Source organism: Actinomadura sp. RB99, from assembly GCF_014706005.1.
Classification (GTDB): domain Bacteria; phylum Actinomycetota; class Actinomycetes; order Streptosporangiales; family Streptosporangiaceae; genus Spirillospora.
This window is the reverse complement of the sequence record NZ_JABMCA010000042.1, coordinates 1-26,276: the sequence shown is the minus strand read 5'-3', so window position 1 is coordinate 26,276 and position 26,276 is coordinate 1. Positions and strand designations below refer to the sequence as shown.

The 26,276-nt window shown below is 69.6% G+C and carries 18 protein-coding genes; all 18 read right to left on the bottom strand.

The window, feature by feature from the left end:
- Positions 1-57: 57 nt before the first annotated feature.
- Positions 58-2,169, bottom strand: a complete 2,112-nt coding sequence (gene fusA, locus amrb99_RS30650) for an elongation factor G (protein ID WP_190862624.1) — start codon at positions 2,167-2,169, stop codon at positions 58-60.
- A 48-nt stretch (positions 2,170-2,217) separates the two neighbouring features.
- Positions 2,218-2,688 (bottom strand): 30S ribosomal protein S7, encoded by a 471-nt coding sequence (gene rpsG / locus amrb99_RS30645; protein WP_021597494.1) that lies wholly within the window; start codon positions 2,686-2,688, stop codon positions 2,218-2,220.
- Positions 2,688-3,062 (bottom strand): 30S ribosomal protein S12, encoded by a 375-nt coding sequence (gene rpsL, locus amrb99_RS30640; RefSeq protein ID WP_030176166.1) that lies wholly within the window; start codon positions 3,060-3,062, stop codon positions 2,688-2,690. The genes rpsG and rpsL overlap by 1 nt, the downstream gene beginning before the upstream one ends.
- Before the next feature lie 509 nt (positions 3,063-3,571).
- Positions 3,572-5,185, bottom strand: a complete 1,614-nt coding sequence (locus amrb99_RS30635) for a hypothetical protein (RefSeq protein WP_190862622.1) — start codon at positions 5,183-5,185, stop codon at positions 3,572-3,574.
- A 245-nt stretch (positions 5,186-5,430) separates the two neighbouring features.
- Positions 5,431-6,411, bottom strand: coding sequence for an aldo/keto reductase (locus amrb99_RS30630; protein WP_190862620.1), 981 nt, complete (start codon positions 6,409-6,411; stop codon positions 5,431-5,433).
- 306 nt (positions 6,412-6,717) lie between these two features.
- Positions 6,718-6,966 (bottom strand): hypothetical protein, encoded by a 249-nt coding sequence (locus tag amrb99_RS30625; protein ID WP_206700166.1) that lies wholly within the window; start codon positions 6,964-6,966, stop codon positions 6,718-6,720.
- A gap of 216 nt (positions 6,967-7,182) precedes the next feature.
- Positions 7,183-11,055, bottom strand: a complete 3,873-nt coding sequence (locus amrb99_RS30620) for a DNA-directed RNA polymerase subunit beta' (RefSeq protein ID WP_151543197.1) — start codon at positions 11,053-11,055, stop codon at positions 7,183-7,185.
- A 20-nt stretch (positions 11,056-11,075) separates the two neighbouring features.
- A complete protein-coding gene (rpoB, locus tag amrb99_RS30615; RefSeq protein ID WP_190862616.1) occupies positions 11,076-14,543 on the bottom strand; it encodes a DNA-directed RNA polymerase subunit beta in 3,468 nt (1,155 codons plus the stop codon).
- A gap of 580 nt (positions 14,544-15,123) precedes the next feature.
- On the bottom strand, positions 15,124-16,335 hold the full coding sequence (locus amrb99_RS30610; protein ID WP_190862614.1) for a hypothetical protein: 1,212 nt from the start codon (positions 16,333-16,335) through the stop codon (positions 15,124-15,126).
- Entirely contained in the window at positions 16,332-16,820 is a 489-nt protein-coding gene (locus tag amrb99_RS30605; protein WP_190862612.1) for a hypothetical protein, read from the bottom strand. The genes amrb99_RS30610 and amrb99_RS30605 overlap by 4 nt, the downstream gene beginning before the upstream one ends.
- 10 nt (positions 16,821-16,830) lie before the next feature.
- The gene (locus amrb99_RS30600; protein ID WP_190862610.1) at positions 16,831-18,324 is read right to left on the bottom strand and encodes an MCE family protein; all 1,494 of its coding nucleotides are present in this window, start codon (positions 18,322-18,324) and stop codon (positions 16,831-16,833) included.
- The gene (locus amrb99_RS30595; protein WP_190862608.1) at positions 18,321-19,745 is read right to left on the bottom strand and encodes an MCE family protein; all 1,425 of its coding nucleotides are present in this window, start codon (positions 19,743-19,745) and stop codon (positions 18,321-18,323) included. The genes amrb99_RS30600 and amrb99_RS30595 overlap by 4 nt, the downstream gene beginning before the upstream one ends.
- Positions 19,742-21,028: an MCE family protein gene (locus amrb99_RS30590; protein WP_347256933.1), complete on the bottom strand. Its 1,287-nt coding sequence runs from the start codon at positions 21,026-21,028 to the stop codon at positions 19,742-19,744. Before amrb99_RS30590 ends, amrb99_RS30595 begins: the two co-directional genes overlap by 4 nt.
- A gap of 15 nt (positions 21,029-21,043) precedes the next feature.
- A complete protein-coding gene (locus amrb99_RS30585) occupies positions 21,044-22,126 on the bottom strand; it encodes an MlaD family protein (RefSeq protein WP_190862606.1) in 1,083 nt (360 codons plus the stop codon).
- On the bottom strand, positions 22,127-23,158 hold the full coding sequence (locus amrb99_RS30580) for an MCE family protein (RefSeq protein ID WP_190862603.1): 1,032 nt from the start codon (positions 23,156-23,158) through the stop codon (positions 22,127-22,129). It lies immediately after the preceding gene.
- The gene (locus amrb99_RS30575; protein WP_241756092.1) at positions 23,155-24,465 is read right to left on the bottom strand and encodes an MCE family protein; all 1,311 of its coding nucleotides are present in this window, start codon (positions 24,463-24,465) and stop codon (positions 23,155-23,157) included. The genes amrb99_RS30580 and amrb99_RS30575 overlap by 4 nt, the downstream gene beginning before the upstream one ends.
- Positions 24,466-24,472: 7 nt before the next feature.
- A complete protein-coding gene (locus amrb99_RS30570) occupies positions 24,473-25,237 on the bottom strand; it encodes an ABC transporter permease (RefSeq protein WP_347256934.1) in 765 nt (254 codons plus the stop codon).
- Between the two features lie 83 nt (positions 25,238-25,320).
- Positions 25,321-26,043 (bottom strand): ABC transporter permease, encoded by a 723-nt coding sequence (locus amrb99_RS30565; protein ID WP_206700168.1) that lies wholly within the window; start codon positions 26,041-26,043, stop codon positions 25,321-25,323.
- Positions 26,044-26,276 lie beyond the last annotated feature (233 nt).

Sequence of the window (26,276 nt, the reverse complement as noted above, 5' to 3'; positions counted from 1 at the left end):
GTCTGGAACGACCGCTTCGATGTACGTCTGGTGTGATCTGTGGGCAGGCCCGGGTGCTTACTCGCCCCGCGCCTTCGCGATGATCTCCTGCGCGACGTTCCCCGGAACCTCGGCGTAGGAGTCGAACTGCATGGTGAAGACGGCCCGGCCCTGGGTCTTGCTGCGCAGATCACCCACGTAGCCGAACATCTCGGACAGCGGCACGAGCGCCTTGATGACGCGCATCCCGCTGCGCTCGTCCATGGACTGGACCTGGCCGCGGCGGCTGTTGAGGTCGCCGATCACGTCGCCCATGTTGTCCTCGGGCGTGGTGACCTCGACGGCCATCATCGGCTCCAGCAGCGTCGGGGACGCCTTGCGGGCGGCCTCCTTGAACGCCATGGAACCGGCGACCTTGAACGCCATCTCCGACGAGTCGACCTCGTGGTAGGCGCCGTCTCGCAGGGTGACCTTGACGCCCACCATCGGGTAGCCGGCGAGGACACCGAACTCCGCGGCCTCCTGGCAGCCCGCGTCGACCGACGGGATGTACTCCCGCGGGATGCGGCCACCGGTGACCTTGTTCTCGAACTCGTAACCGTCGGACCCGCCGCCGAGCGGCTCCAGGTCGATGATCACGCGGCCGAACTGGCCGGAGCCGCCCGTCTGCTTCTTGTGGGTGTACTCGACCTTCTCGACCTTCTTGCTGATGGTCTCGCGGTAGGCCACCTGCGGCTTGCCGACGTTGGCGTCGACCTTGAACTCGCGCTTCATCCGGTCGACGAGGATCTCCAGGTGGAGCTCGCCCATGCCGGAGATGACGGTCTGGCCGGTGTCCTCGTCCGAGCGGACCTGGAAGGACGGGTCCTCCTCGGCCAGCCGCTGGATCGCGGTGCCCAGCTTCTGCTGGTCGGCCTTGGTCTTCGGCTCGATCGCCACGTGGATGACCGGCGCCGGGAAGTTCATCGACTCGAGGACGATCGGGTCCTTCTCGTCGCACAGCGTCTCACCGGTGGTGGTCTGCTTGAGGCCCATCACCGCGACGATGTCGCCGGCGCCCGCGCGCTCGATCTCGGTGCGCTTGTTGGCGTGCATCCGGTAGATCTTGCCGATGCGCTCCTTGCGCTCCTTGACGGAGTTCATCACGCTCGCGCCGGACTCCAGCACGCCGGAGTACACGCGGACGAAGGTGAGCTTGCCCAGGTGCGGGTCGCTGGCGATCTTGAAGGCGAGCGCGGAGAACGGCTCGTCCTCGCTCGGCTTGCGGGTGAGGACCTTCTCCTCGTCGCGGACCGCGTGGCCCTCGATGGCCTCGACGTCCAGCGGCGAGGGCAGGTAGCGGACGATCGCGTCCAGCAGCGGCTGCACGCCCTTGTTCTTGAAGGCGGTGCCGCAGGTCACCGGGGTCACGGCGGCGGAGATCGTGGCGCGGCGGATGCCGGCGTGCAGCTGCTCCACGGTGGGCTCGTTGCCCTCCAGGTACAGCTCCATGATCTCGTCGTCGTTCTCGGCGAGCGTCTCGACCAGCTTGTCGTGCCACTCGCGGGCCGACTCGGCGTGCGTCTCGGGGATGTCGACCGTGTCGTACATCTCGCCGAGCTTGGCCTCCTCGTTCCACAGGAGGGCCTTCATGTTCACCAGGTCGATGACGCCCTTGAAGTCCGCCTCGGCGCCGATCGGCAGCTGCAGCACGAGCGGGACCGCGTTGAGACGGTTCTCGATCATGTCGACGCAGCGGTGGAACTCCGCGCCGACGCGGTCGAGCTTGTTGACGAAGCACATGCGGGGCACGCCGTAACGGTCGGCCTGGCGCCACACCGTCTCGGACTGCGGCTCGACGCCGGCGACACCGTCGAACACCGCGACCGCGCCGTCGAGCACCCGCAGGTTGCGCTCCACCTCGATGGTGAAGTCGACGTGCCCGGGGGTGTCGATGATGTTGATCGTGTGCTTGACGTCGTCGACGGGCCATTCGCAGGTGGTGGCGGCGGAGGTGATGGTGATCCCCCGCTCCTGCTCCTGCTCCATCCAGTCCATGGTGGCGGCGCCGTCGTGGACCTCGCCGATCTTGTAGCTGATGCCCGTGTAGTACAGGATCCGCTCGGTCGTCGTGGTCTTGCCAGCGTCGATATGGGCCATGATCCCGATGTTGCGGACCTTGGCCAGGTCTACACCGGTTTTGGTAGCCACAGTGTCCTCGCGTCCTCGCGTCGTCTCGTCGTTCTCAACCCGCCGGGGTTACCAGCGGTAGTGGGCGAAGGCCTTGTTGGACTCCGCCATCTTGTGGGTGTCCTCGCGCTTCTTGACAGACGCGCCGAGTCCGTTGCTCGCGTCGAGCAGCTCGTTCATCAGCCGCTCGGTCATGGTCTTCTCGCGACGCTGCCGGGCGTACACCACCAGCCAGCGCAGGGCGAGGGTGGTGCTGCGGGCCGGCCGCACCTCGACGGGGACCTGGTAGGTCGCGCCACCGACACGGCGGCTGCGGACCTCCAGGGTCGGCTTGACGTTGTCGAGCGCGCGCTTCAGCGTGACGACCGGGTCGTTGCCGGTCTTCTCGCGGGCGCCCTCGAGGGCGTCGTACACGATGCTCTGCGCGATGGAACGCTTGCCGTCCAGGAGAATCTTGTTGATGAGCGCGGTGACCAGCGGCGAGTTGTACACCGGGTCAGCGATCAGCTGGCGCTTGCCAGCGGGGCCCTTGCGCGGCATCAGCTCTTCTCCTTCTTCGCGCCGTACTTGCTGCGCGCCTGCTTGCGATTGCGGACGCCCTGAGTGTCGAGCGACCCGCGGATGATCTTGTACCGAACACCCGGGAGGTCCTTCACACGGCCGCCGCGCACGAGCACGATCGAGTGCTCCTGCAGGTTGTGACCGACGCCGGGGATGTAGGCCGTGACCTCAATCCCGCTGGTCAGCCGGACACGGGCGACCTTGCGAAGCGCGGAGTTCGGCTTCTTGGGCGTCGTCGTGTAGACGCGCGTGCAGACACCCCGGCGCTGGGGGCTCTCCTTCAGCGCGGGCGTCTTGTTCTTGGTCACCTTGTCCTGGCGGCCCTTGCGGACCAGCTGCTGGATCGTGGGCACCGCGTCTCCGTCTTCCCTCGTACCGAGCCGGTAAGTCCTGTTGCTGCAATCACCACCTCAGGCGAGGCTGTGACCTGCCGGTTTCCCGACCTCTCCGACCCACGCGGTCGGGCGTGTCGCCGGTTCACGGAGCATTGCCCGCGAACAACCGACACAGACCGCCCGGCCCATCTCAGGGCCGAATCAAGCCGGGGAGTAGATGCGGCGCTGGGCCGGTCCTGTCGAACCTCGCCGGCGCGCACGCATAGCGGCCCGCATACAGCGGGCACAAGTGAAGAGGTTACCGACCCCTTCGCCAAAGTGCAAAGCGAAGAGCGCACTACCGCGTGAGCCCCGTCCGGCGCAAGCCCGGAGGGCCCTCGAAAGCCGACTCACCCGTACAGATCAACGGAAGAAAGCCGACGGGTGTTCCCGCCCGGTGGCGGGAAGACCCGTCGGCATTGTGACCCACGCCCCGGCTCTTGGGGAAGACGTGGACGATCTTTTACGCCCTCCCCCGCCGGGGCCTGCTAGAGGACGAACGCGACGATCAGGACGATGAGGATCACCGCGACGACCGCGCCGCCGATGATGTACAGGAGCGTGTTGCTCTTGCCGCTCTTGCCCTCGTCGGCCCCGTACGTGGTCGGCTGGCCGTACTGACCCGGCTGCCCGAACTGTCCCTGCTGACCGTGCTGACCGTGCTGGCCGTGCTGAGCGGGCTGGCCCGGCTGGCCGAACGCGGGCTGGCCGCCGTACTGCTGCTGCTCGCCGGGCTGGCCGAACTGCTGCCCGCCCTGCTGCTGGCCGAAGCCCTGCTGCTGGCCGTAGTCCTGCTGCTGCCCGAACTGCTGGCCGTACTGCTGCTGGTCCTGCTGGGCGCCGAACTGCTGCGCACCGTACTGCTGCTGCTCACCCTGCTGGCCGAACTGCTGCCCGCCCTGCTGCTGGCCGTAGTCCTGCTGCTGGCCGTAGTCCTGGCCGAACTGCTGCGCGCCGGGCTGCGGCGGCTGCTGCTGGGACTGCGGCTGCCACGACTGCTGCCCGATGTCCAGGCGGGTGTGCTCGGCCATCCCGCCGGACGGCTCCGCGGCGTGCCGGCCCTGCGACTGCGCGGACGGGTCGAACGCCTCGGTCGGCCGGGCGTCCTCGACGCCGCGGGCGCCGAACGCGGGCGGCTCCTCCGGCTGCGGGGACCCGCCGAAGCCCGAGTCGGGCGGCGGGACCATCATCGTCCGCTCGTGGTCGGCCTGGCCCTGGCCCGGCCCGCCCTGCTGCTGCCCCGGCTGGGACGCCTCGGGCGACCACGGCTCCGGCGTCGACGGCGGCACCGGCGCCTGCCACGGCTCGGCGGGCGGCTCCTGCCGGCGCTCCGGGCCGGTCGCGACGGGCACGTCCGTGCCGGGCGACCAGTGCAGCGTCGCCTGGTCGTCCACCGGGGGGCGCTGCGGCCGCTCGGGCTCCTGCCCGCCCGCGCCGGGGCCGGGCACGATCAGAGTGCGCTCGTTGCCCGCGTCCTGCGGCTGCCCCGGGGCCGGCGGCGCCTGCTCGGCGGGCGCGCCGCCCTCGGGCGAGCGCGGCTCCGGGGGCGGCGCGTAGCCGCCCTGGGCGCCGAACGGCGGCTGGCCGTACTGCTGCTGCTCCTGCGGAGCGCCGTGCATCGGCTGCTGCGGGTACGCCTGCTGCTGGGGCTGGCCGTACTGCTGCTCGGGCTGCTGCCCGTACTGCTGGCCCGGCTGGCCGCCGTACTGCTGCTGCTCCGGCGGCGGGAAGCCGCCCGGGCCGGGAGGCGCGCCGTAGGGCGCCTGGCCTCCGGGCTGCTGCCCGTAGGGCTGCTGCTCGTACTGGGGGGCGCCGTACTGCTGCTGGGGCGGCGGCGGGGGCTGCTCGCCGTACTGCCGCAGCGGCTGCTCGACCATCGTCGGGGGCGGCGGCGGAGGCGTCTGCCGCTCCTGCTCGCCGGGCTCCTGCGGCGCCGGGGGCCGCTGCCCGCCGGCCGCGCCGCCCAGCTGCGGGGCGCCGAACACCACGGTCCGGTCGCCGAGCGGGCGCGCGGGGGGCTCGCCCCGCTCCTCGGGGGCCTGACGGCCCTCGTCCTCCGGCAACGGCCGCTGCGGTCCCTGCGTGCCGTCATTCTCGGTCATCGTCGGGCTCCTTCAGCGCCGTCGTCCCGGGGCTCCTCAGTCCCGGTCGCCCGAGGATCCGCTGGGCGGTTCCCCGGACCTGTCACTCGTCTCGCCCCGTGGCGGTCTGGCCGCCCGTGGGCGTTCTGGCCCCCAGCCTGCCCCGATCGCCGGTGGTATCGCAAATCATCGCCCAAGATAGACGTCCGGCGCCCCCGATCCGTTCCGACCGGGGGCGCCACCTGCGGGAACGTCCGGGCGGTGGTTCAGTCGTGCCCGCGCACCGGGTGCGGCCGGTACGGCGCCTCCAACCGCTCCACGTCCTTGTCGTCCAGCACGAGCCCGGCGGCCGCGACGGCGTCGTCGATATGCGCGACCTTCGTGGCACCGACGATCGGGGCCGTCACACCGGGCCGTCCGAGCAGCCAGGCGAGCGCGACCTGCGCCATGGGGACGCCCTTCTCCCCCGCGACCTCGCGGACGACGTCGACCACGTCGAAGTCGGCCTCCTCGTACATCATCTCGCCGTAGGCGTCGTTGCCCGCCCGGACGGTGTTGGTGCGCCCGCCGCGGTCGCGGTTGCCCGCCAGCCGGCCTCGAGCGAGGGGGCTCCACGGCAGCAGCCCGACGCCCTGGTCCGCGCAGAGCGGGTTCATCTCCCGCTCCTCCTCGCGGTACAGCAGGTTGTAGTGGTTCTGCATGGTGACGAACTTCGTCCAGCCGTGCTTGTCCGCCACGTGCTGCGCCTTGGCGAACTGCCACGCGAACATGCTGGACGCGCCTATGTACCGTGCCTTGCCCGCGCGCACCACGTCGTGGAGGGCCTCCATCGTCTCCTCGATGGGCGTTCCATAGTCCCAGCGGTGGATCTGGTAGAGGTCCACGTAGTCGGTGCCCAGGCGCCGCAGGGAGTCGTCAATGCCCGCCATGATGTGCTTGCGGGACAGCCCCTTGTCGTTGGGCCCGTCGCCCACGGGGAGGCAGACCTTGGTGGCGAGGACGTAGTCCTCCCGGCGCGGGAACAGTCTCGCCAGCAGATGGCCGGTGATGATCTCGCTCACACCGCGCGAGTACATGTCGGCGGTGTCGAAGAATGTCACACCGGCCTCGACGGCCCTGCGCACGATCGGCTCCGCGGCCTCCTCGTCCAGCGCCCAGGGCCGTTGCGCGGGGTCGCCGAAGCTCATCATGCCGAGGCAGATCCGCGAGACCCTCGTCCCGGTCGTCCCGAGCCGCACCTGTTCCATGTGTCTCTCCTCTCGGTTCACCGCCCTCCACGATGCAGAGCGGCCCCGCCGATGGCCAACCCATTTCCGGGCCGATGGCCATGGTGAGTCACGCCTCTGGCGAAGCCCGTCATGGCGAGGGCCCTGGCGTCGCTGAACGCACGGGAACGCGACGTGGTCCTGCTGCTGGCGTCGATCCGGACCGGGGGACGCTGCCGGCCGTCCGCGACCTGGTGGCGACGCCGCCGAAGACATGGAAGGGCCCGCTCCCCTTGGAGCGGGCCCTTTCCGTGTGCGTCGGTCAGTCGAACCGATCAGCCGAACCGGTCAGGCGAAGGCGTGGCACTCCACCTCGGCTCGCGCGTGGGTCATTCCCAGCTTGACGTACTTCTCCGCGCAAGCGCGCTGCTTGGCGTTGAGGTCGATCTTGCCGCACTCCTTGACGCTGGAGTAGGTGCGGCAGTCCTGCTGCTGCGTCCCCTGTCCGCTGCCGGACGGCTGGGCGGCGCTCGCGGTGCCGATCCCGCCGAGCACGACGGCGGTGGCGAGCAGCGTTGCGGTCATGACCCTCTTCATGCGATTTCCTCCCCCGACGCGACTTTAGCCAGCAACTGGGTCGTCCCCGGGCACAGCACCGCAAAACACGCTCAAAGGTCAAGAAAACCGACGAAAGCGCAGGTAGATCGCGTGGACGCGCCGGCGAGAGCGCGGGCGACGGCGCGAACGCGGAAGGCCCCTCCCGCCGCAGCGGAAGGGGCCCTCGCCACCGGGGACGCGTCCCCGGTTCAGGTGTTACCGGTTGTACTGGCCGAAGTCGTACTCCTCCAGCGGCACGGCCTCGCCGGAGCCCTGCCCGAAGGCGTACTCGGCGCCGTCGTCGTAGGAGCCGACGGAGTACACCGCCGCCTTCGCCTCCTCGGTCGGCTCGACCCGGACGTTGCGGTACTGCGGCATGCCGGTACCGGCCGGGATGAGCTTACCGATGATGACGTTCTCCTTGAGGCCGAGCAGCGGGTCGCTCTTGGCGTGCATCGCGGCCTCGGTGAGCACCCGGGTCGTCTCCTGGAAGGACGCCGCCGACAGCCACGACTCGGTCGCGAGCGAGGCCTTGGTGATGCCCATCAGGACGGGGCGGCCGGCGGCGGGCGTCCCGCCCTCGGCCACGACGTTCCGGTTCGTCTCCTCGAAGATCGGACGCTCCACCAGGTCGCCCGGGAGCAGCTCGGTGTCGCCCGACTCGAGGATGTTCACCCGCTTCAGCATCTGGCGGACGATGATCTCGATGTGCTTGTCGTGGATCGACACGCCCTGCGACCGGTAGACCTCCTGGACCTCCTGCACCAGGTGCAGCTGCACCGCGCGGGGGCCGAGGATGCGCAGCACCTCGTGCGGGTTGATGGCACCCGCGATGAGCTGCTGGCCGACGTCGACGTGCTCGCCCTCCTTGACCAGCAGCCGGGACCGCATGGGCACCTGGTAGCCGATCTCGTCGGAGCCGTCGTCCGGGACGACGACGACCTTGCGGGTCTTCTCCGTCTCGTCGATCTTGATCCGGCCGGCGACCTCGCTGATCGGGGCCACACCCTTCGGGATGCGGGCCTCGAACAGCTCCTGGACGCGCGGCAGACCGTGCGTGATGTCACCGCCGGCGACACCGCCGGTGTGGAACGTCCGCATGGTCAGCTGCGTGCCGGGCTCACCGATGGACTGCGCGGCGATGATGCCGACGGCCTCGCCGACGTCCACCCGCTTGCCGGTCGCCAGCGAGCGGCCGTAGCAGGCGGCGCAGACACCGATCTTCGCCTCGCAGACCAGCGCGCTGCGGGTCCGCACGGACTCGACGCCCGCCTCGACCAGCCGGGTCACCACCGCGTCGGACAGGTCGGTGTCGGCCGGGAAGATGACCGTCCCGTCGACCTCGACGTCCTCGGCGATCGTGCGGCCGATCAGCGCGGTCTCCGAGGTGGCCAGCTTGACCAGCGTGCCGTCCGGCAGCTTCTCGGCGACCTCGAACGGGATCGTCCGGTCGGTGCCGCAGTCGATCTCGCGGACGATGACGTCCTGCGCGACGTCCACCAGGCGCCGGGTCAGGTAACCCGAGTCGGCGGTCCGCAGCGCGGTGTCCGCGAGGCCCTTCCGGGCGCCGTGCGTCGAGATGAAGTACTCGACGACCGACAGCCCCTCGCGGAAGGACGACTTGATCGGCCGCGGGATGGTCTCGCCCTTCGGGTTGGAGACCAGGCCGCGCATGCCGGCGATCTGGCGCAGCTGGAGCGGGTTGCCTCGGGCGCCCGACTGGATCATCATCCAGATCGGGTTGGCCTTCGGGAACGCCTTCTCCATGTCCACCGCGACGTCCGCGGTGGCCTTGTTCCAGATCTCGATGAGCTCCTGCTTGCGCTCGTCATCGGTGATCAGGCCGCGGTTGAACTCGCGCTGCACCTTCTCCGCGCGCGCCTCGTAGCCGCTCAGGATGTCCTGCTTGTTGGGCGGCGTGACGACGTCGTCGATGGAGATGGTCACACCGGACCGGGTGGCCCAGTGGAACCCGGTGCTCTTCAGCGCGTCCAGCGCGTTGGCCACCGCGACCTTCGGGTACGTCTCGGCCAGCTCGTTGACGATCGCCGAGAGCTGCTTCTTGCCGATCTCGTCGTCGACGAACGGGAAGTCGTCCGGCAGCGCCTCGTTGAACAGGGCGCGGCCGAGCGTCGTCTCCAGCCGGTACGGCTGGCCGGGCTCGTAGCCCTCGGGCGCCTGCCAGCCGCGCGGCGGCGGGACGTCCTTGAGCCGGATCTGGATCTTGGCCTGCAGGTCCAGCTCGCGCCGGTCGTAGGCCATGATCGCCTCGGCGATCGAGCCGAACGCGCGGCCCTCGCCGTCGGCGCCGTCCTTCTGCGTCGTCAGCCAGTACAGGCCGATGACCATGTCCTGGGTGGGCATGGTGACGGGCTTGCCGTCCGACGGCTTCAGGATGTTGTTGGTCGACAGCATCAGGATCCGCGCCTCGGCCTGCGCCTCGGCGGACAGCGGCAGGTGCACCGCCATCTGGTCGCCGTCGAAGTCCGCGTTGAACGCGGTGCAGACGAGCGGGTGGATCTGGATGGCCTTGCCCTCGACCAGCTGCGGCTCGAACGCCTGGATGCCCAGGCGGTGCAGGGTCGGCGCCCGGTTCAGCAGCACCGGGTGCTCGGTGATGACCTCTTCCAGCACGTCCCACACGACCGGGCGCGCGCGCTCGACCATCCGCTTGGCGGACTTGATGTTCTGCGCGTGGTTGAGGTCGACCAGCCGCTTCATGACGAACGGCTTGAACAGCTCCAGCGCCATCTGCTTGGGCAGGCCGCACTGGTGCAGCTTCAGCTGCGGGCCGACGACGATGACCGAACGGCCGGAGTAGTCGACGCGCTTGCCCAGCAGGTTCTGCCGGAACCGGCCCTGCTTGCCCTTGAGCATGTCGGACAGCGACTTCAGCGGACGGTTGCCGGGCCCGGTGACCGGGCGGCCGCGGCGGCCGTTGTCGAACAGCGCGTCGACGGCCTCCTGCAGCATCCGCTTCTCGTTGTTGACGATGATCTCGGGCGCGCCCAGGTCGAGCAGGCGCTTGAGCCGGTTGTTCCGGTTGATGACCCGGCGGTACAGGTCGTTCAGGTCGGAGGTCGCGAAGCGGCCGCCGTCCAGCTGCACCATCGGACGCAGGTCCGGCGGGATCACCGGGATGCAGTCCAGCACCATGCCGAGCGGGCTGTTGCGGGTGTTGAGGAACGCCGAGACGACCTTCAGCCGCTTGAGGGCGCGGGCCTTCTTCTGACCCTTGCCGGTGCGGATGATGTCGCGCAGCTTCTCGGCCTCGGCGTCGAGGTCGAAGTTCTGCAGCCGGGCCTGGATGGCCGCGGCGCCCATGCCGCCCTCGAAGTACTTGCCGAACCGGTCGCGCATCTCGCGGTAGAGCAGCTCGTCGCCCTCCAGGTCCTGGACCTTGAGGTTCTTGAACCGGCTCCACACCTCGTCGAGGCGGTCGAGCTCGCGCTGCGCGCGGTCGCGCAGCTGCTTCATCTCCCGCTCGGCGCCGTCGCGCACCTTGCGCTTCTGGTCGGCCTTCGCGCCGGCCTCCTCGAGCTCCGCCAGGTCGCCCTCCAGCTTCTGCTGGCGGGCCTCGACCTGCGCGTCGCGGGCCTGCTCGATCTGCTGGCGCTCCACGGAGATGTGGGCCTCCAGCGTCGGCAGGTCGCGGTCGCGGCGCTCGGCGTCCACGCTGGTGATCATGTAGGCCGCGAAGTAGATGATCTTCTCGAGATCCTTCGGGGCCAGGTCCAGCAGGTAGCCGAGGCGCGACGGGACGCCCTTGAAGTACCAGATGTGCGTGACCGGCGCGGCCAGCTCGATGTGGCCCATCCGCTCACGGCGCACCTTGGCCCGGGTCACCTCGACGCCGCAGCGCTCACAGATGATGCCCTTGAACCGGACGCGCTTGTACTTGCCGCAGTAGCACTCCCAGTCCCGGGTCGGACCGAAGATCTTCTCGCAGAAGAGCCCGTCCTTCTCCGGCTTGAGGGTCCGGTAGTTGATCGTCTCCGGCTTCTTCACCTCGCCGTGGGACCACTGGCGGATGTCGTCGGCGGTCGCCAGGCCGATGCGAAGCTCGTCGAAGAAGTTGACGTCAAGCAACTGTTTTCCCCTTGAGTTGATCAGACCTCTTCGACACTGCTCGGCTCGCGCCGGGACAGGTCGATGCCGAGCTCCTCCGCTGCGCGGAAGACGTCCTCATCGGTGTCGCGCATCTCGATGGACATGCCGTCGCTCGACAGGACCTCGACGTTGAGGCAGAGCGACTGCATCTCCTTGATGAGCACCTTGAAGGACTCGGGAATGCCGGGCTCGGGGATGTTCTCGCCCTTGACGATGGCCTCGTACACCTTCACGCGGCCGAGCACGTCGTCGGACTTGATGGTCAGCAGCTCCTGGAGGGCGTAGGCGGCGCCGTAAGCCTCCAGCGCCCACACCTCCATCTCACCGAAGCGCTGGCCGCCGAACTGGGCCTTACCGCCGAGCGGCTGCTGGGTGATCATGGAGTAGGGGCCGGTCGAGCGGGCGTGGATCTTGTCGTCGACCAGGTGGAGCAGCTTGAGGATGTAGATGTAGCCGACCGAGATCGGGTCGCTGTACGGCTCGCCGGTGCGGCCGTCGAACAGCCGCGCCTTGCCGCCCGGGCCCACCATCCGGTTGCCGTCGCGGTTGGGCAGGGTGCTCTCGATCAGGCCGGTGACGTCGTTCTCACGCGCACCGTCGAAGACCGGGGTGGCCGTGTTGGTCCACGGCGGAGCCTCGTCCGCGCCGATCTCCTTGAGCGCCCGCTTCCAGTCGGCGTCGTCGCCCTCGACCTTCCAGCCGCGGGAGGCGACCCATCCGAGGTGGGTCTCCAGGACCTGGCCGACGTTCATCCGGCCGGGCACGCCCAGCGGGTTGAGCACGATGTCGACCGGCGTCCCGTCCTCCAGGAACGGCATGTCCTCGACCGGGAGGATCTTGGAGATGACGCCCTTGTTGCCGTGCCGGCCGGCCAGCTTGTCACCGTCGGTGATCTTGCGCTTCTGGGCCACGTACACCCGGACCAGCTCGTTCACGCCGGGCGGGAGCTCGTCGCCCTCGTCGCGGGAGAACACCCGGACGCCGATGACCTTGCCCTCTTCACCGTGCGGCACCTTCAGGGAGGTGTCGCGGACCTCGCGGGCCTTCTCGCCGAAGATCGCGCGCAGCAGCCGCTCCTCGGGGGTCAGCTCCGTCTCGCCCTTGGGCGTGACCTTGCCGACCAGGATGTCGCCGGGGACGACGTCCGCGCCGATGCGGATGATGCCGCGCTCGTCGAGGTCGGCCAGGACCTCCTCGGAGACGTTCGGGATGTCCCGGGTGATCTCCTCGGGGCCGAGCTTGGTGTCGCGGGCGTCGACCTCGTGCTCCTCGATGTGGATCGAGGAGAGGACGTCGTCCTGCACCAGCCGCTGGCTGAGGATGATGGCGTCCTCGTAGTTGTGGCCCTCCCACGGCATGAACGCCACGAGCAGGTTCTTGCCGAGCGCCATCTCGCCGTTGTCGGTGCACGGGCCGTCGGCGATGACCTGCCCGAACTCGACCCGCTGGCCCTCGTCCACGATCGGCTTCTGGTTGAAGCAGGTGCCCTGGTTGGAGCGCTTGAACTTGGACACGCGGTAGGTCGTCCGGGTGCCGTCGTCGTTCATGACGGTCACGTAGTCGGCCGAGACCTCCTCGACGACGCCGGCCTTCTCGGCCGTGATCACGTCGCCGGCGTCGGTCGCCGCGCGGTACTCCATGCCGGTACCGACCAGCGGCGCCTCGCTGCGCAGCAGCGGGACGGACTGGCGCTGCATGTTGGAGCCCATCAGCGCGCGGTTGGCGTCGTCGTGCTCCAGGAACGGGATCATCGCGGTCGCGACCGAGGTCATCTGCCGGGCCGAGACGTCCATGTACTGGACCTCGCGGGCCGGGACCAGCTCGACCTCGCCGCCCTTGCGGCGGACCAGGATGCGGTCGTCCTGGAAGGTGCCGTCCTCGTTGAGCAGGGAGTTGGCCTGCGCGATGACGAAGCGGTCCTCCTCGTCGGCCGTCAGGTAGTCGATCTGCTCGGTGACCCGGCCGTCCTCGACCTTGCGGTACGGGGTCTCGACGAACCCGAACGGGTTGACCCGGCCGAACGCGGCGAGCGAGCCGATCAGGCCGATGTTCGGGCCTTCCGGCGTCTCGATCGGGCACATGCGGCCGTAGTGCGACGGGTGGACGTCGCGGACCTCCATGCCCGCGCGCTCACGGGACAGACCGCCGGGGCCGAGCGCGTTCAGGCGGCGCTTGTGCGTCAGCCCGGCCAGCGGGTTGGTCTGGTCCATGAACTGGGACAGCTGGCTGGTGCCGAAGAACTCCTTGATGGAGGCGACGACCGGCCGGATGTTGATCAGCGTCTGCGGCGTGATCGCCTCGACGTCCTGGGTGGTCATCCGCTCGCGGACGACGCGCTCCATGCGGGCCAGGCCCAGCCGGACCTGGTTCTGGATGAGCTCGCCGACCGTGCGCAGGCGCCGGTTGCCGAAGTGGTCGATGTCGTCGACCTCGATCGGCACGGAGACGGCCCCGAGGGTGGCCTCCTCCTCGCCGGCGTGCAGCCGGACCAGGTACTCGATCGTGGCGACGATGTCGTCCTCGGTCAGGGTGCCCTGGCGCATGTCCAGGTCGAGGCCGAGCTTCTTGTTGATCTTGTAGCGGCCGACCTTGGCGACGTCGTACCGCTTCGGGTTGAAGTACAGGTTCTCCAGCAGGGTCTGCGCCGACTCGCGGGTCGGCGGCTCGCCCGGCCGCAGCTTGCGGTAGATGTCGAGGAGGGCGTCGTCCTGGCCGGAGGTGTGGTCCTTCTCCAGGGTGACGTTGATCGACTCGTAGGCGCCGAAGTGCTCGCGGATGCGGGCCTCGTCCCAGCCGAGGGCCTTGAGCAGCACGGTGACCGGCTGCTTGCGCTTGCGGTCGATGCGCACGCCCACGTTGTCGCGCTTGTCGATCTCGAACTCGAGCCAGGCGCCGCGGCTCGGGATGACCCGGCAGCCGTAGATGTCCTTGTCGGACGCCTTGTCGAGGGCGCGGTCGAAGTACACGCCGGGCGAGCGGGTCAGCTGCGAGACGACCACGCGCTCGGTGCCGTTGATGATGAAGGTGCCCTTTGGGGTCATGAGCGGGAAGTCGCCCATGAACACCGTCTGGCTCTTGATCTCTCCGGTGGTGTTGTTGATGAACTCCGCCGTGACGAACAGCGGGGCGGAGTAGGTCATGTCCTTGTCCTTGCACTCCTCGACGGAGTACTTGGGCGGCTCGAACCGGTGGTCGCGGAACGAGAGGGACATGGTCCCGGAGAAGTCCTCGATCGGACTGATCTCTTCGAAGATCTCCTCCAGCCCCGACTGGGTCGGGACGCTCTTACTTCCGGCCTTCTGGGCCGCCTCGACCCGGGCCTTCCACCTCTCGTTGCCCAGCAGCCAGTCAACGGAGTTGGTCTGCAGAGCAAGGAGGTCCGGGACTTCGAGCGGCTCCTTGATGCGCGCGAAGGAGACGCGGTTCGGACCGGTTGCGGTATTCGAGGCGTTGCGCGAGGCTGCCAAGAGTGGTGGTCCTTCCGAGGGCTCGCGGCGTAACTGACGACACGCACGCCAGACGACCCACGTTCAAGACCCGTGCGTTAGGGTCCAAAACGGACCCGCTCGGGAGTGCTCTCACACGTGGATAGTCAGAGGGCAGCGCAAAGGGGCAGTGTAGCCGACCGGTACACCGCTCGCAACTCTAGCGCCGCAGTATGCATCACGTTGCCATGGAGCATCGCCCCTCAGGGCCTTGCAGTCAAGAGCGGACTTGGACTTTTCGGGCTCTGACCTGCAGTGAGGAAGGCCATAGTTTAGGGGTCCCTGCGGCCCGCCGCGAAGCACCCGCGCCACGGCCCCCGGCGCCCCCTCCCGTCCCGCCCGCCGCACCCTCCGCGAACGCCTCGGACGGCCCCTCGCGGCGGCCGCTCGGCGGAGGTCGCTACGTCGGAGGGCTGCTCGGCGGAGGTCGCTACGTCGGCCGGCCCTCGCCGGAGGGCCGCTCGCGGAGGGCGGGGCCGCTCGAAGCGCGGACGGCCCGCCGGCGGGGCCGGCGGGCCGTCGGGAGGCGCTGAGCCTCGGACGCTCTCGAAGGGGCGGCGTGTCAGGAGATGACGTCGACCTTCTCGGCGAGCCACTTCCCGTGGACCTTGACCATGGTCATCTTCAGCCGCAGCGACTCGGGGAGCTGCTGCGTCTTGTCGTTCTTGGTGGCGGACGAGCGGTCGGCGTAGACCAGCGCCACGACCCGGTCCGGGGTCGCGCTGATCACGCCGGTCTTCATCACCGTCGTCGTCCCGATGAGCTGCTGCGCGGTCGCCTGCGCCTTGAAGGACGGGATCTGCTTGACGTAGTCGTCGTGCAGCTTGCCCGTCGTCATGGCGGCGGCGGCCTTCGTGTCGGTGTCGATCGTCCGGTAGTCGTAGGACGACAGCTCCTGGGCGGCCTTGGACGCGGCCCACAGGCCGTTCTTGCGGGCGTCGTCCGTGGCGCTCTGCTCCTGCGCCTTGAGGAAGAGCAGCGTCGACGCGGTGCCGAACGCGATGACCAGGACGACCAGCACGGCGAGCAGGGTGAACCCGCCGGTGCCGAAGCGGCGGCCCGGCGCTGCGCCGTCCTCGTCGTCGTCTTCGTCTTCGTCGTCGGAGTCGTCGGCCTCGACCTTGGCGGACTTCTTGAGGGTCAGCCGGCCGCGCTTCGCCTTGGGCGCGTCGTCCTCATCCTCGTCGTCGTCGGAGTCGTCGGCCTCCGCCTTGGCGTCGTCCTCGGAGTCGCCTTCCGCGTCCTCGCCGGTCTCGTCCTCGGCGTCGGTCTCCTCTTCGGTGCCGGCCGAGCCGCTCTCGGTCTTCTCGGGCTTGGCGCCCGTCTCGACCTCGTCGACATCGGCGGCCGATGCCTCAGCGGGCGCTGAGACGTCCGCTGCGGGCTCGTCGTCCTCAGGGCCGCTTTCGGGGGCCTTCTTGGTACGGCGGGGCTTCACGGCCGTTTTGACGGCCTTCCCCGCGCCCGCGGGAGCGTCGTCGCCGTCGTCCTCGGCCTCGTCGGCCTCGTCGGCCGCCGCGGCCGCCTCAGCGGCGATCTGCGCCAGCCGCGCGGCCTCCCGGGCGCGCTCGGCCGCCTCCTCGGCGAGCCGCGCCGCCTCGGCGGCCTCCTCGGCCTTGGCGGCCTGCTCGGCGGCCGTGCGGGTGCGGCCCTCGCCGCCCTTGCCCTCGCCGCCGTCCTTGCCCTCGGCGCCGCCCTTGCCCGCCGCGCCGTCCTTGCGGGAGCCCTTGCCCTTCTCCGGTGCGGAGCGCTTGCCCCGGCCGAGCATGGTCACGGGACCACCTCCAGGTTGGCGACGAGCCAGCGGTCACCGACCCGGCTGAGTTCCATGAGGTACCGGTAGGCGCGCGGGGCGCCGTCCTTCACCTTCGGGTTGGTGACGGTCCCGTTGAGGGAGACCATCACCTCGGCGGAATCGCCGTCCATGGAGACGACCCCGGCCTCGACCTGGTTGACGGTCGACTTGGCCTGCGTCTGGCTCAGCGTGTCCATCAGGGTCTTGGACTGGGAGCCGAGCTTGTTCTTCAGGTCGCCGGTGGCACCCGCCATGATCCGGTCGATGTCCTTCTGGGCGGACGACGAGCTGATCGTCATCAGGTTGACGCCCATCTGGCGGGCCGACTGCGTCGCCTTCGCGCGCTGGTCGGCGGCGTCCTTGCCGTGGTACACGCGGACGGAGTAGACGCCGGTGAAGACGGCGAGCGCGATGACGAGCACGCCGAGGGCGATGGTGGCGATCTGCGGTGAGAGGCGTCTCATCGGCCCCGCCTCACTGGCTCAGGGGTCCGAGCATGAGCCACTTCCACGAGGAATCTCCCAACTCACGGTTGCCGGCGGTCCGTGGCATGACGTACTTCTTGCCGTCCGGCCCGTAGACCGCGCCCGTCGACGGATCGTATCCAGCGAATTCCACTGAATTGGCCGGATACGACAGGTACAGCCGCCCATTCGACAGCTCGCCCGTGGGCGCCGCCGCCGCGGCGGCGGCCTGGCCGTTCCCCGCGCCGCCGCCGGAGGTCTTGCCCTTCCCCTTGGCCTCGGACGAGCCGGAGCCGGAGCCGGCGTCCGAGCCCGTCCCGGACGCGCCGCCGGCCGGGAACCCGGCGCCGGCGGTGGCGCCGGAGGGCAGCGCCGGGACGGGCGAGAGCTCGTCCTTGGGGAAGTTGCGGGCGCCGCGCACGGCGGTCGACGAGTCGTGCGGGGCCTTGCAGCCGACGTTCAGCGGCGGGTTGCGCAGCGAGGTGTCCTGCGGCCAGCGGTGCTTCACGCCCTCGTAGCCCTTGGTGCACGCGGGCGGCGAGCTGATGTTCAGGTCGAGGCCGAGGTGCTGGGTGCCGTCGCCGGGGGTGACGGTGAACGCGCCCGCCACCTCGACCGGGTAGAGGATGAACAGCGACCGCAGGCCCGCCTGCCGGGACGTGATGACCTGCCCGGTGGTGGACAGGTTCGCCAGCAGCGTCGGCAGCGTCGGGGCGAGCTGGTCGATGGCCTTGTGGGTCTGGTCGACGGCGCCCGGGGCGTTGTCGATCGTCTGGCGCAGGGCCGGGTCGTCCTTGCGGAGCGAGGCGGTGAAGTCGTTGAGGTTGCGGGCGAAGCCGCGGATGTTCGCGGCCTCGCTGCGCTGGGTGTCGAGCACCGTCACGCTGTTGTCGAGGAGCTGCTTGGTGTCCGGGTAGGTCTGGTTCGCGGTCTCCAGCAGCCGGTGCGTGTCGTCCAGGATCGACTGCAGGTCCGACGCGGAGCCGTTGAACGCCCGGCCCAGCTCGTCGACGATCGTGCCGAGGTCCTTGGTGTTCACCGACCCGACGAGCTGGTCGACGTTGCGGAGCAGCTCCTCGGTGCGCACCGGGAGCGTGGTCATGTTCGCCGGGATCGTGTACGGCGCGCCCTGGTCGAGGTAGGGGCCGGTCCTCTTGCTGGGTTCGAGGTCGATGTACTGCTCGCCGACCGCGGACCGGTTCGCGACGATCGCCTTGGTGCCGTCGCGCGGGATGCGCTTGCCGCGGTCGAGCTGCAGCTTGACCTTGATGCCGTCCTTGGTGAGCGACATCGGCCCGACCCGGCCGACGGGCACGCCGCGGTAGGTGACCTCGGCGTTGGTGAACACGCCGCCGGAGTCGGTCAGGTCGACGTAGGCGGTGTACTGCTTGCCGAGGACCTGCCGGCCGACGCCGATGTAGTTCACCAGGACGATCGTCACGCCGACGACCGTGATCACCGCGAAGGCGATCAGCTGAACGATGACGCCGCGCTTGAGGATCACCAGAGGCCCCCCATCAGGGTCCGCAGACCGTCGTCGCCCGAGGCCGGGGGCAGCGCGCCGGTCTTCGAGCCGCCGGAGCCCTTCGTCTTCGCGCCCTTGGTCGGCGTCGGCGTCGGCATGGTCGCGCCGGGCAGGCCGGGCAGCCCGCCGGCGCCGCCGCCGGACGACTGCGGCAGCGAGCCGAGCGGCGAGTCGGGAAGGGTCACGTTGGGCACCTGCAGCATGTTGCGCATCTGCTTGCCGCTGCCGATCTGGTTCTCCAGGTCGGTGCCGCCGAGCAGGTTCTGGGCGAGGTCGTTGAAGTCCAGGTCGACGGTGAGCTTCACGTTGCCGTAGTCGCCCTGGATGACGTTGGCGAAGGTCGGCGGGAACGGGAAGGTGATCAGCGACTGGAGCGCGTTCGGCAGGTCGGAGCCGGCCTTGTTGAGGTTGGCGAGGATCTTGTTCAGGTCCCGCAGGTTCGCCACGAAGTTCGCCTGCGACTTGTCGATCACGTCGGTGGTGGTGCGGCTGAGCTTGTTCAGCGCGACCAGCATCTTCGTGAGGTCGGCCCGGTTGCGCTTGAGGACCGCGATCGCCGGGCCGGTCTCGTCGATGGTGTCGGTGATCGTCTTGCGCTCGTCGGACAGCTTGCCGGTGAGCCGGTCGAGGCTGTCCAGCGCGCGGGTGATCGCGGCGCGGTTGGTGTCCAGCGTCCCGGCGAAGGTGTCGACCCGCTGCAGCACCGCGCGGATCGAGCCCTCCCGGCCGCTCATCGCGGCCTGCAGCTCGTGGCTGATCGTCGCGACCTGCTGGATGCCGCCGCCGTTCAGCAGCAGCGACATCGCCGACAGCACCTCTTCGATCTCGGTGCCCTGGCCGGTGCGCGACAGCGGGATGACGTCGCCGGAGCCGAGCCGCCCGGTCGGCGGCTCGCTGGTCGGCGGCTCCAGCTGGACGAACTTCTCGCCGAGGAGGCTCGTCTGGCTGATCGTCGCGTGCGCGTTGTCCGGCAGGTTCACGTCGCCGCGCACCTTGACGGTGACGACGGCGTGCCAGCCGGCGCTGCCGCCGGCGAGGTCGACCTTCGTGACCTTGCCGACCGACACGTCGTTGACCTTGACCACCGACTGCGGCACCAGGTCCAGCACGTTCGCGAACTCGATCTTCACGGTGCGGGGGTGCGGGCCGAGGTCGGGGCCGCCGGGCAGCGGCAGCGACGAGACGCCGCTGAACGAGCAGCCCGACAGCGCCGTGACGCCCGCGAGGACGGCGGCGCCGAACAGCCTGCCGCGCCGCACCGGCGCCCGGCCCTCGCCCGGCGCCCGGCCCGTGCTCGGCGCCCGGCCCTCGCCCGGCGCCCGGCCCGTGCTCGGCACCCGGCCCTTGACCGGCGTGCCGGACGCGGCCGTCCCGGCGCGCCTGCGGGGTGTCCTGCTCATCCGGCACCTCCGGGCAGCAGCGAGGTGATGCTCTTCGGGTCGTGCGCGGTCGCCGTGCCCGTCTTCGTCGTCTTGGCGGTCTTCGAGGTCTTCGTGGTCGTGGAACCGCCGCGGCCGCCGGGACCGTAGGCGTCGGGCGGGATCGGCACCGGGTCGTAGTGCGTGGTCAGCGCGGTGATCCAGGACAGGTCCAGGCTGACCCCGGCCAGCGCCTTGCCGATGCCGTTGTACGGCTTGACGAAGTCCAGGCACTGCTTGGCGGGCGTCCCGACCGAGTACGCCAGCGAGCACACCCAGTCGGCCAGGTTGTTGAACTGGCGGAAGTTGTCGCGGGTGTGGATGGTGCCGCTGATCGGGTCGTAGGCGCGGGCCAGGTTGTTGATGGCGAGCGGGCCGGCGGTCAGCACCTCGGCCAGCGCGTCCTTCTCCTTCACCAGCACACCGGTGACCTGCGCGAGCTGCCGGACGTTCGACGACAGCTCGGTGCGGTTGTCCTTGATGAACTTCTGCACGTTCCGCAGCGTCGGGGCGAGGGTGTTGAGGGCCGCGCTGAGCTCCTCCTTCTCCCCGTCCAGCTGGCCGGAGACCCCGTTCAGGTGGGTGCTGAACGACCGGATCTGCTGGTCGTTGGCCTTCATCGTGTCGGTGATGATCCGCAGGTTCCGGATCGTCGTGGCGATGTCGCCGCGGTCGGTGCTGAGCGTGCTCAGCATCTGCGAGGTGTCGGCGATCGTCTGCCGGATGTCCTCGCCCTGCCCCTGCAGGTTCTGCGCGCCGACCTGCAGCAGCCGCGACAGCGAGCCCTGCTGCTTGTCGGGGGTGGTGGCGTTCGCGCCCTGCGGGCCGAGCGCCTTGGTGAGGTCGTTCAGGCTGCCGCCGACCTCGTCCACCTCGACCGGGACCTGGGTGCGGCTGGTGGTCAGCGTCGCGCCGTCCGCCAGCACGGGCCCGCCGGTGTATGCGGGGGTGAGCTGGATGTACCGGTCGGCGACCAGGCTCTGGTTGACGATGACGGCCTGGGCGTTCGCCGGGACCTTGTACTTGGCGTCCCACTTCAGCCCGACCTTCACCGCGTCGCCGACGGGCTTGACGCTGGTGACCTCGCCGACGGGGATGCCGAGGATGCGGACCTCGGCGCCCTTGTAGAGGCCGACGGTCTTGGTGAAGTAGGCCGTCATGTGCCGCTGCTTGGGTTCCTGCAGGAGCAGGACGAGCGCGGCCGCCAGCACCGCGACGGCGAGGATCGCGCCGCCCAGGCGAAGTATCAACGCGGAGTTACGCACTTATGACCTGCCTGCTCACGGGAGGAAGGGCAACGGGTTGTCGCTGTTGTTGCCGGTACCGGTCCGGCCGTTCTGCTTCTGCTGGCCGCCGCCCTGGGTCGTGGCGCCCGTCCCGGTGCCCGTGCTCTTCGGGGCGTCCTGGATCGAGGCGGGGATGGGGAGAAGGTTCTGGATGTAGGAGTCGAACCAGCGGCCGGTGCCGACGACGTCGGAGAACTGCCGGGCGTACGGCGCGAACAGCTGGATCGTCCGGTCCAGGTTGTCCTGGTTCTTCAGCAGGATCCGGTTGACCTTCGTGAGGTTGTCCAGCATCGGCCTCAGCTGCGCCTGGTTCTCACTGATCAGCGCGTTCACCTGCTGCGACAGTGTGACCGTGTTGACCAGCAGCTGGTGGATCACGGCGCGGCGGGCCTGCACGGCCTGGAGGACCTTGTCGCCGTCCTGGACGAGCTTGGCGAAGTCCTGGTTGCGGTCGGCCAGCAGCTGCGAGACGTCCTTGGCCTTGCCGGCCAGCTCGTGCAGCTGGTCGTCGCGGGACGCGACGGTGTTCGACAGCCGGCGCAGCCCCTGCAGGGACGCCCGCACCTCCGGCGGGGAGTTCTTGAAGGTGTCCGAGAGGGTGTCGAACGACTTGGCGAGCTGCACCGTGTCGATCTTGTCGACGCGCTGGCTCAGCTGGCTGATCGCCGGCACGACCTCGAACGGCGTGTGCGTGTCCTTCAGCGGGATGTTGCGGCCGAGTTTTCCGGTCCCCTGCGGGGTGAGCGCCAGGAAGTGCTGGCCGAGCAGCGTCTTGATCTTGATGTCGGCCTGCGTGCGGTCGCCGAGCCGCACGTTCTTGTCCACCTGGAAAGTGACCTTGACGTGGCCGTGGTCGAGGTCGAGGCCGGTGACCTTGCCGACCTTGACGCCGGCGATCCGGACCTCCTCCCCCGACTTCAGCCCGGCCGCCTCCGCGAACGTGGCGGTGTGCGTGGTGCCGCCGTTGACGAACGGGATGTTCCCGAGGTTCATCGCCAGCACGAGCGCCAGGACGATCACCGCGAAGCCGATGAGGGCGATGGGGACCGGGTTGCGCTCCCGGAACGGGATCCTCATCTACTTGCACCTCGCGTTCTCGTTCACGATCGCCGGCGTCTGGTAGACCGGTCCGCCCGGCAGCCGCACCCGCGCGTCGAGGCCGCAGATGTACATGTTGAACCAGGAGCCGTACTGGGAGATGCTGACCAGCTTCTGCAGCGTCCTCGGCGAGCCCTCCAGGGCCGAGTTGACCTGGCCGCTGTTGGCGTTGAGGGTCCCGGTGAGCTGCTTCAGCCCGGCGATGTCGCTCTTGATCCCCGGCCGCGACTGCTTCAGCAGGCCCGCGGTGGTCCCGGTCAGCTGGTTGATCGCCGACACCGAGTCGAAGATCGCCTGCCGGTCGCCGGACACCCCGCTGACGAACCCGCGCAGGTCGGTGATCAGCTGCTCGACCTGCTGGTGCCGGTCGTCGATCGTGCCGAGCACGGTGTTCAGGTTGTCGATCACGTCGCCGATCACCTGGTCGCGGTCGGCGAGGGTGTTGGTCAGCGACGCCACGTGCGACAGCAGGCTGTTGACCGTCCCGCCCTCGCCCTGCAGCACCTGGATGATCTGGGTGGCGAGGGTGTTGACGTCCTTCGGCTCCAGCGCCTGGAACAGCGGGTGGAACCCGTTGAACAGCGCGGTGAGGTCGAGCGCGGGCTGGGTCTGCGCGACCGGGATCGTGCCGCCGGTCCTGAGGTAGCTGTTGGCCTGCCCGGCGCCGTCGCTCAGCGACAGGTACCGCTGCCCCATCAGGTTGCGGTAGCGGATCTGCGCCTGCGTGGACGCCGGCAGCCCCGCCTCGAACACGCCGCTCTTCTGGATGCTGAACGTCACCTGGGCCTGGTTGCCGTGGTACAGCTTGACGCTCTTCACCTGGCCGACCCGGACGCCCGCCACGCGCACGTCGTCGTTGTCGAGCAGCCCGGTCGCGTCGGTGAAGATCGCCTTGTACTCGCGGGACGGCCCGAACCGGGCGTTGGAGATCGTCATCGCGAGCACGCCGGTGGCGAGCGCGGTGAGCACCACGAAGATGCCGAGCTTGATCGCGGCGCTGGTCGTCCTCACTTGATCGTCACCACCGATCCGCGCAGCAGCGGCCCGTACATCAGCGAGGCGACGTCGGAGACCTCGTCGGCCGGGGTCCGCGTCATCGGCCCCACGATGTTCTTGATCTTGTCGTTCTCGCTCATCGCGCCCGGGTCGACGAACACGTCGGAGATGCCGCGCCCGCGCGCGCCCCCGCCGCTGCCGCCGTTGGGGTCATCGGGGTTCTTCCACCACAGGTCGTCCTGGGTGCCGTCCAGCGCCAGGTAGTCCGGCGAGGGGACCTTCGGGTTCGGCAGCCCGTAGCAGCGCGGGTTGCGCTGGTCCTTGGCCTCGGGCAGGTCCAGCGGGTACTTGTAGCCCGGCCGCGGCTTGACGATCTCGACGGTCAGGTTGAAGGTCTTGGACCCGTTGCCGCCGGCCACCCGCTCGGCCTCCGGCCGCAGCTTCACCAGCCCGGCGAACACGCACGGCAGCGACGGCGAGTACCGGGCGATCAGCGACAGCCCGGTGCGGCTCGCGATGTTCACGCCGACGATCTTCGGCGCGTTCTGCGTCATGAACGCGTCGCCGTCCTGCGCGAGCGCGGTCGTCGCCGGGATCAGCTGCTCGATCGTCGCCTTCTTGTCGGTGATCGTCCGGCTGGTCACGTTGATGTTGCGCAGCGTCTGCAGCAGGTCCGGCGCGGCCTGGTCGTAGATGTCGGACACGTCGGCGAGGCTGTGCAGGTCGTGCACCAGCGTCGGCAGCTGCGGGTTGATCTTCTGCAGCAGCGTGTTGGCCTCGTCGATGTCCTGGCCGATCTGGTCGCCGCGCCCCTGCAGCGCGGTCGCCAGCGCGTTCAGGGTGGTGTTCAGCTCGGCCGGCTTCACGGCCTGGAGGACGGGCAGCAGGTCGTCCAGCACCTTGTTGATCTCGACGGCCTGCTGGGAGCGGTCCTGCTGGATCGTCTGGCCGGCGCGCAGGCCCTGCGGGCCCGGCTGCTGCGGGATCTCCAGGTCGACGTACTTCTCGCCGAACAGCGTCTTCGGCAGCAGCCGCGCCTGCACGTTGTTCGGGATCAGCTTGGCCTTGCCGGGGTCCAGCGCGAGGTCGAGCGTCGCGCCACTGCCGGACACGTGCGTGCCGCGGACCTCGCCGACGATGATGCCGCGGACCTTCACGTCCGCGTGCGGCAGCAGCTGCAGCCCGGCCCGTTCCGTCGCGACCTTCACGTTCGTCACCGGCGTGAACCACTTGTTGTAGAACGCCACGGTCAGCGCCAGCAGCATCACGATCACCAGGATCATGGCCAGCCCGAGCACGCGGTAGCGCATGCGTTCGCTCATGGCCGCGTCACCCCGCGATCCGGACGCCGGTGCTGGTGCCCCAGATGGCCATGCCGAGCAGCAGGTCCGCCACGTTGATCACCACGATGCTGGTGCGCACCGCGCGGCCGACCGCGATGCCGACGCCGGCCGGGCCGCCGCTGGCGTTGTAGCCGTAGTAGCAGTGGATCAGCATCACCAGCACCGAGAAGATGATCACCTTGCCGAACGACCAGTAGATGTCGTGCGGCGGCAGGAACAGATGGAAGTAGTGGTCGTAGGTGCCGGTCGACTGGCCGTAGAACATCGTCACGATGACCCGCGTCGCGCCGTAGGAGGCCAGCAGGCCCACCACGTACAGCGGGATCACCGCGACCATCCCCGCGATCATCCGGGTGGTGACCAGGAACGGCATCGACGGGACCGCCATCACCTCGAGCGCGTCGATCTCGTCGGAGATCCGCATCGCGCCGAGCTGGGCGGTGAAACCGCAGCCGACCGTGGCCGACAGCGCCAGCGCCGACACCAGCGGCGCGATCTCGCGGGTGTTGAAGTAGGAGGCGATGAAACCGGTGAACGCGGCGGTGCCGATCTGGTCGAGGGACTCGTAGCCCTCCAGGCCGACCTGGCTGCCGGTGAAGAACGTCATGAAGCCGACGATGACCACCGAGCCGCCGATGACGGCGAGGCCGCCGGTGCCGAGGCTCACCTCGGCCAGCAGCCGCAGCACCTCGACGCGGTACCGGCGCAGCACCCGGAACGTCCACGCGAACGCGCGGACGTAGAACGACATCTGGTGGCCGAAGTCGTCCAGCCGGTCCAGGGGACCGCTGATCGCCCGGCTGACGGCCTTCCCCGCCTTCGTTGGGGCCGCCATCACATGCCCTTCGCCGGGACGAACTGGGTGTACAGCGTCGAGATGATGAAGTTCTCGACGAACAGCAGCATGAAGGTGATGACCACGGTCTGGTTGACCGCGTCGCCGACGCCCTTCGGGCCGCCCTTGGCGTTCAGGCCCTTGTAGGCCGCGACCAGCCCGGCGGTGATGCCGAACACGAACGCCTTGATCTCCGCCTGCACCAGGTCGGGCAGCTGCGCGATCGCGTTGAACGAGGCGAGGTAGGCGCCCGGCGTGCCGTCCTGCAGCACGACGTTGAAGAAGTAGCCGCCGAGCAGGCCGACCACCGACACCAGGCCGTTCAGGAACAGCGCGACGAACGCGCACGCGAGGGTGCGCGGCACCACGAGGCGCTGCAGCGGGTTGATCCCGAGCACCTCCATGGCGTCGATCTCCTCGCGGATCTTGCGGGAGCCGATGTCGGCGCACATCGCCGACCCCGCGGCGCCCGCGACCAGCAGCGAGGTGACCAGCGGGCTGGCCTCGCGGACGATCGCGACCACCGCGGTCGCACCGGTGTAGGACTGCGCGCCCAGCTGCCGGATGAGCCCGCCCACCTGCAGCGACAGCACGCCGCCGAACGGGATGGCGACCAGCATGGTGGGGACGACGGTGACGCTGACGATGAACCAGGCCTGCTCGATGAACTCGCGCCACTGGAAGGGCGGGCGGAACAGCTGCCGCCCCGTGTCCAGGCACATGCCGAAGAAGCGGCCGGGCTCCTTGATCGCGACGTTGGCCGCGCCGTCCCCGATCTTGCGGAGCGTGCCGGAGGACCCTCCGGTCCGCCTTCCCCCTCGCTGGTCCGCGCCGATACCAGGAGTGGACATCAGTACGCCGCACCTCCGGGCGCGCCGGGCGGCGGGCTGCCGGGGAACATGCCGGGGGCGCCGGGGCCGCCGGGCGGCGGGCCCGCGGGCGGCGGTCCGCCCGG